Raw genomic sequence first — 6,045 nt, 5'->3', positions numbered from 1 at the left:
CCATGCAGGCGCCCGGTGGCCTGGAACTGCACTACCAGCCCCAGGTCGACCTGGCCACCGGGCGCCTGCATGGCGTGGAGGCGCTGGCGCGCTGGCGGCACCAGGGCCTGGGTGCCATCCCGCCCACCCGTTTCATTCCCCTGGCCGAGGAATGCGGCCTGATGGGGGCGATGGGCCGCTGGACGCTGGACCAGGCCTGCCGGCAGCTGGCGCAGTGGCGCCGGGACGGGCTGGCGCTGCCCGCGGTCTCGGTCAACCTCTCCACCTCCAACTTCCACAACCTGGAACTGCCGGTCATGGTCGAGCAGACGCTGGCATGCCGCGGCCTGCAGCCCTCCGACCTGGTGCTGGAGCTGACCGAGAGCATCCTGCTGGACAACCGCGGCTCCGCGCTGCAGACCGTCGAACGGCTGCACGCCATGGGCGTGCGCCTGTCCATGGACGATTTCGGCACCGGCTACTCGAGCCTGAGCTACCTGCGCCGCCTGCCCGTCACCGAGCTCAAGCTCGACCAGAGCTTCGTGGCCGACCTGGAGCACGCCCCCACCGCACGCGCGCTCAGCGCCGCCATCCTCGGCATCGGCAACAGCCTCGGCCTGACCGTGGTCGCCGAAGGCGTGGAGACCGACGCGCAGAAGGACATCCTGCAGGCCCAGGGCTACCGGGTGGCGCAGGGTTTCCGCTTCGCCAGGCCCATGCCGCCCGGGGAGCTGCCGGACTGGATGGCGCAACAGGGCATGACCGCGGCCGGCGCCTGACGGCGGGGCGCGCCCGCACGGAGGACGACCTGGCCGCTGCAGGGACAATGCGCCGTATTCCCGGCCGCCGCGTCGGGCGGTCGGAACCGTGCCTGGTCGCAGGTGGATGCCGCCACGGGAGTCACGCATGGACACCGATCCGTTCGATCTGGGCCGCTTCCTCGCCGCGCAGGACCGCGCGTACGCCACCGCGCTGGAGGAGCTGCGCCAGGGCAGGAAACGCAGCCACTGGATCTGGTACGTGTTCCCGCAGCTGCGCGGACTGGGAAGCAGCCCCGCGGCGGGGCTGTACGGACTGGCGGGCCTGGACGAGGCCCGCGCCTACCTGGCCCATCCGGTGCTGGGGGCACGGTTGCGCGAGGCCATCCAGGCCATGCTCGCGCACCGTGCGCTGGGCGCGGACGGCGTGCTTGGCGGGCTGGACGCGCTGAAGTTCCGCTCGTGCCTGACCCTGTTCGCGCTGGCCGTGCCGGACGAACCGCTGTTCGCCACGGCCCTGGAGGCCTTCTTCGGCGGGGCGCGTGACCCGCTGACGCTGGAGCTGCTGCGGCGCGAGGGCGGGGCTTGCGCGGGCCGGCCCGCGATGGTGCGGGCCCCGGCACCGGATGTGGGGGCGGGGCGCACCCGCCGCCTTCGCCGGGGCCCGCCGACGCGGCTGGCGCGCGGTCGATCACGTCGCCCACGGTCCGCGCCCGGCTGAGTGCAGCGCAAGCTGCCCGGGGCGCGGGGGACCTCCGCGATGGGGACCTGGACATCACGCAGGCAGGCCGCCCCGGCCTTGTCCAGGCCGTGGGCGAGGCCTTCCTGGCGGTCGTGGTCCAGGAGGCCGAAGCCGTCCACGGTGGCGCGGCCGCCGCTGGGCACGGGGTGGGTCCGTTCCCCGTTCCCGACTGGCGCGTGCGCGACCGGTGGGGCGCATCCTGCGGGACCCTGCAGGGTGCAGGCGCTGTCCCGCCCGCGAAACCTGACCCGGAATCCGGGGTGGATGCCCGGCCCTTCGGATCCGCGGTCCACGCCAGCCACGCGGGGGCGGCGCCACGTGCTGCTGGCGCCGCCCCGCGGGCGGCGGGGCGGAACGGGCGAAGTGGCGGCCACCCCATGCCGACACGGCGGATTCACGCGGGGTCCCGTGCAATGGCCGCTCATCCATTGCGAGATACGCCATGACATCCGCTTCCGAACCGGTCACCGTTGCGTCCGTGGACCTGCAGCGCTACCTCGGCACCTGGTACGAGATCGCGCGCCTGCCGATGCGCCACGAGCCCGAGGACTACACCGACATCACCGCCACCTACGCGCTCAACCCGGACGGCACGGTGCAGGTGCGCAACCGCGCACGCGACGGCAAGGGGCAGCCGCAGGAGTCGGTGGGCGAGGCCACGGTGGTGGAGGGCAGCGGCAACGCGAAGCTGGAGGTGAGCTTCATGCCCGACGGGCTGAAGTGGGTGCCCTTCACGAAGGGCGACTATTGGATCCTGCGCCTGGACCCGGAATACCGCACCGCCCTGGTCGGCTCGCCCGACCGCAAGTACCTGTGGCTGCTGGCGCGCGAGCCGGCGCTGGCGGCGCCGGTGCAGCAGGCGTTCCTCGACGCGGCGCGCGGGCAGGGCTACGACCTGGCCGACCTGATCCACACCCCGCACACCGGCCGGCCGGTGTCCTGAAGTCCACCGCGTCCGGCGCGGCGCCGGGCGCGGCCACGGTTGCAGCCGTGACTCCTGGCGCACGTGGCGGCGACGGCCGATAGAATCCGGCCGTCTCCCTCCACAACGCCAACGCCCGCCATGACCGGATCCGATGTCCTCCTGCGCGGCAGCATCGTCGCGCTGGTCACCCCCATGCATGAGGACGGCAGCGTCGACTACGACGCGCTGCGCCGCCTGATCGACTGGCACGTGGCGGAGGGCACGGACTGCATCGGCGTGGTCGGCACCACCGGCGAGTCGCCCACGGTGGACGTGGAGGAACACTGCGAGATCATCCGCGTGGCCGTGGAGCACGCCGCCGGGCGGGTGCCGGTGATGGCCGGCTGCGGCGGCAACTCCACCGCCGAGGCCATCGCTCTGGCGCAGTACGCGCGCAAGGTCGGCGCGCACAGCCAGCTGCAGGTGGTGCCGTACTACAACAAGCCCGGCCAGGAGGGCATGTACCGCCACTTCCGCGCCATCGCCGAGGCCACCGGCGACCTGCCGATCGTGCTGTACAACGTGCCAGGGCGCACCGGCGCCGACCTGCAGCACGAGACCGTGCTGCGCCTGGCGCAGGTGCCGGGGATCGTGGCCATCAAGGAGGCCACCGGCAACCTGGAACGGGCGCAGTGGCTGATCCGCGAGGCGCCGGAAGGCTTCGCCATCTACTCCGGCGACGATGCCACCGCGGTGGCGCTGATGCTGTGCGGCGGTCACGGCAACGTCAGCGTCAGCGCCAACGTGGCCCCGCGCCTGATGCACGAGCTGTGCATGGCGGCCCTGGCAGGCGACGTGGCCACGGCCATGCGCATCCAGATGCGCCTGCTGCCGCTGCACCGCCAGCTGTTCTGCGAGGCCAACCCGATCCCGGTGAAGTGGGCGCTGGCGCGCCTGGGCCTGTGCGGCGGCACCCTGCGCCTGCCACTGACCGAGCTGGCGCCCGAGGGGCAGGCCAGGGTGGAGGCCGCGCTGCGCGAGGCGGGGCTGCTTGAGAGCTGAGCCCGGGGCGGCTTCGCGCCCCGCCCACGGCCGTCGGCGCAGACTCCCGCGCTCGTGCACGGGAGTGGCCATGGCACCGGACAGGGGCAGGGTGCGGATCGGATGCGCGGGCTGGTCGGTCCCGTCGCGCCATGCCGCGCTTCGGCCCCGGCGACAGCGCCCTGGCGCGCTATGCCACCCGGTTCGACGCTGTCGAGGTCGATTCCTCCTTCCACCGCCCGCACCGTCGCGCCACGTGGGAGCGCTGGGCGGCGACAGTGCCGGCCGGGTTCCGCTTCTCGGTGAAGCTGCCGCGCACGATCTCGCACGAGCTGGGCCTGCGCCGCGCCGGCCCGGCGCTGGACCGTTTCCTGGCCGGGGTGGAGGGACTGGGCGACCGCCTGGGCGGGTTCCTGCTGCAACTGCCGCCGAGGCTGGAGCTGGACATGCGCAGCGCCTCGGTCTTCCTCGCCATGTTCCGCCGCCGCAGCGATGCACCTCTGGCCTGCGAGCCGCGCCATGCCAGCTGGTCCACGCCGCGTGCGGAGGCCCTGCTGGAACGGCATGGCGTCGGCCGCGTCGCGGCCGATCCGCCACGCCTGCCCGGAGGCGGCCATCCCGCCGCCTCCGCGCGCTGGCGGTACTGGCGCTGGCACGGCTCGCCGCGCGTCTATTACAGCCGTTACGATGAGGACGCGCTGCGCACGCTGGCCGCGGAGGTGCGGGCCGCCGGGGGCGGCGAGCGCTGGGTGGTCTTCGACAACACGGCCCACGGCCACGCGGTTGCCGACGCGGCCCGGCTGCAGGCCCTGCTGGCCGCGCGGCGCTGAGGCGGGGCGGAGGTGCCGCCTATCCGGCCAGGCCCTGCAGGTCGGCGACGTCCTGCAGCCAGACATCGGGCTGGCAGGCCTGCAGGGCGGCGGCCGAGGCATAGCCCCAGGCCACCGCGGCGAAGGCCATCCCGGCCTGGCGCGCGGCCTCGGCGTCGGAGGTCGGGTCGCCGACATAGACCGCGCGTACGGCGGCCACGCCGGTGCGGGCCAGCACCCGGCGCAGGCGGCGCGCCTTGCCGAACAGCGAGGCGCCGCACTCCATGTGGGCCAGCAGGCCCCAGACGTCCTCGCCCAGGATGCGGCGGCCGTTGGCTTCGGAGTTGCTGGTCACCAGGGCCAGGCGCACGCCGCGCGCGTGCAGGTCGTGCAGGGCATCGCGCACGCCCGGGAAACAGGCGATGGCCTGGCCTTCCTCCTGCATCAGCCGGCGGAAGTCGCGCGCCACCCACGGCAGGCGCCAGGCAGGCAGGCCGGTGTGGCGCATGATCCGGCGCGGGTTCCAGCCGCGCAGCATCTCCATTTCGTGCCCGGCCACCGGGCGGAAGCGATGACGCCGCGCCAGGCGGTTGTGGCAGGTCACGAAGAAGGCGAAGGAATCGGCCAGGGTGCCGTCCAGGTCGAACACCGCCAGGTCGAAGCGGCGGGCCGGCAGTCGTCCGGATGCTGGCGTGGACATGGGAGGTCCGTGGCGGGGGAGCGGCGATTGTGCCGGGAAGCGGCCGGCCATGCTTGCCGGCCGTTGGCGGGCGGCGCCGCGGCCGGCACGCGCGGCCAGGGCCGCGCCGGGTGGCCCCCCGCAACACCGCGCACGGGTTCGCCACCGCCGTGCATTGCGGCCGCAGGCGCCGGGCCTCGAAGGTGCTGACCTCCACCGGCGGCTGCGGCATGTTGTCGAAGAACTGGTTGGTCATCGCGGCCATGATGGCCTTGGCCGCGAACACGCCACCGAAGACGACGATGGCGGCCAGCAGCATCCAGGCCATGCGGCGGCGGGTGGAGGGCGGGCGCTTGGCGCGCGGCGGGCGGGTGGCACTCATGTGACGGTTCCGTTGGGGGAAGACGGGGCGCACGCGCCGGCGGGCGCATGGTGCGCGGTTCGGGAAGTGCGGGTGCGGCGCGGGACTGCGCGGTGCGATGGCGGCTGGCGGGGCCGCCGCGAAGGACGCATGAGCCCGGATTCGTGCCGGCGGGGCCGGACGCGGGCAACGGGCGCGGCGCGCATCCGGTGCCGGCCGTTGCCGTCCGTTCGGGATGTGGAAGAATCGGCCGGCCTGCCGCCGTGCCAGGGTTCTACGCATGAACCAGCCCGCCTCGCCCCGCCGCATCCTGTTCGCCAGCCTCATCGGTACGACGATCGAGTTCTTCGATTTCTACATCTACGCCACCGCGGCGGTGCTGGTGTTTCCGACCCTGTTCTTCCCGGCCTCGGAGCCGACCGCGGCCACCCTGCAGTCGCTGGCCACCTTCGCCCTGGCGTTCTTCGCCCGCCCCCTGGGCTCGGCCGTGTTCGGCCACTTCGGCGACCGCGTCGGGCGCAAGGCCACCCTGGTGGCGGCGCTGCTGACCATGGGCATCTCCACCGTGGTGNTCGGCCTGCTGCCGACCTACGCCCAGGTCGGGGTGCTGGCGCCGGCGCTGCTGGCCCTGTGCCGCTTCGGCCAGGGCCTGGGGCCTGTCTCTTATAAACATCTCCGAGCCCACGAGACTCCTGCTGTCTCTCGATTCCGTCTTCTGCGTGTACAACAACACTCTAGGCACTCTTCACACTGATCGTTCAAGACCGATTGT

At 73.4% G+C, this 6,045-nt stretch carries 6 protein-coding genes and 2 pseudogenes; 7 read left to right on the top strand and 1 reads right to left on the bottom strand.

The annotated features are described in order from the left end of the window. From CR938_RS13600 to CR938_RS13580, 5 genes and pseudogenes are all read left to right on the top strand, one after another. A partial coding sequence (locus CR938_RS13600; protein ID WP_162125513.1) for a putative bifunctional diguanylate cyclase/phosphodiesterase occupies positions 1-758 on the top strand: 758 nt, incomplete at its 5' end. Between the two features lie 127 nt (positions 759-885). Next, entirely contained in the window at positions 886-1,458 is a 573-nt protein-coding gene (locus CR938_RS13595; RefSeq protein WP_162125512.1) for a DUF1810 domain-containing protein, read from the top strand. A 463-nt stretch (positions 1,459-1,921) separates the two neighbouring features. After that, a complete protein-coding gene (locus tag CR938_RS13590) occupies positions 1,922-2,422 on the top strand; it encodes a lipocalin family protein (protein ID WP_162125511.1) in 501 nt (166 codons plus the stop codon). A 120-nt stretch (positions 2,423-2,542) separates the two neighbouring features. Next, a complete protein-coding gene (gene dapA, locus CR938_RS13585; RefSeq protein WP_162125510.1) occupies positions 2,543-3,445 on the top strand; it encodes a 4-hydroxy-tetrahydrodipicolinate synthase in 903 nt (300 codons plus the stop codon). A gap of 70 nt (positions 3,446-3,515) precedes the next feature. Next, positions 3,516-4,254 (top strand): annotated as a pseudogene (locus tag CR938_RS13580) (DUF72 domain-containing protein). Positions 4,255-4,273: 19 nt separating this feature from the next. Here the strand turns inward: CR938_RS13580 and CR938_RS13575 are convergent. Next, complete coding sequence (locus tag CR938_RS13575) at positions 4,274-4,933, bottom strand: HAD hydrolase-like protein (RefSeq protein ID WP_162125509.1); 660 nt, start codon at positions 4,931-4,933, stop codon at positions 4,274-4,276. Between the two features lie 110 nt (positions 4,934-5,043). Between CR938_RS13575 and CR938_RS13570 the strand changes: the two genes are divergently transcribed. Both CR938_RS13570 and CR938_RS13565 read left to right on the top strand, forming a co-directional pair. Beyond that, positions 5,044-5,298: a hypothetical protein gene (locus CR938_RS13570; RefSeq protein ID WP_162125508.1), complete on the top strand. Its 255-nt coding sequence runs from the start codon at positions 5,044-5,046 to the stop codon at positions 5,296-5,298. A 255-nt stretch (positions 5,299-5,553) separates the two neighbouring features. Further along, positions 5,554-5,928 (top strand): annotated as a pseudogene (locus CR938_RS13565) (MFS transporter); the annotation flags it as partial. Positions 5,929-6,045 lie beyond the last annotated feature (117 nt).

Source organism: Pseudoxanthomonas taiwanensis (genome assembly GCF_010093135.1).
GTDB classification, from domain to species: domain Bacteria; phylum Pseudomonadota; class Gammaproteobacteria; order Xanthomonadales; family Xanthomonadaceae; genus Pseudoxanthomonas; species Pseudoxanthomonas taiwanensis.
The sequence above is the reverse complement of the archived record's forward strand: the minus strand, read 5'-3'. Positions and strand labels throughout refer to the sequence as shown.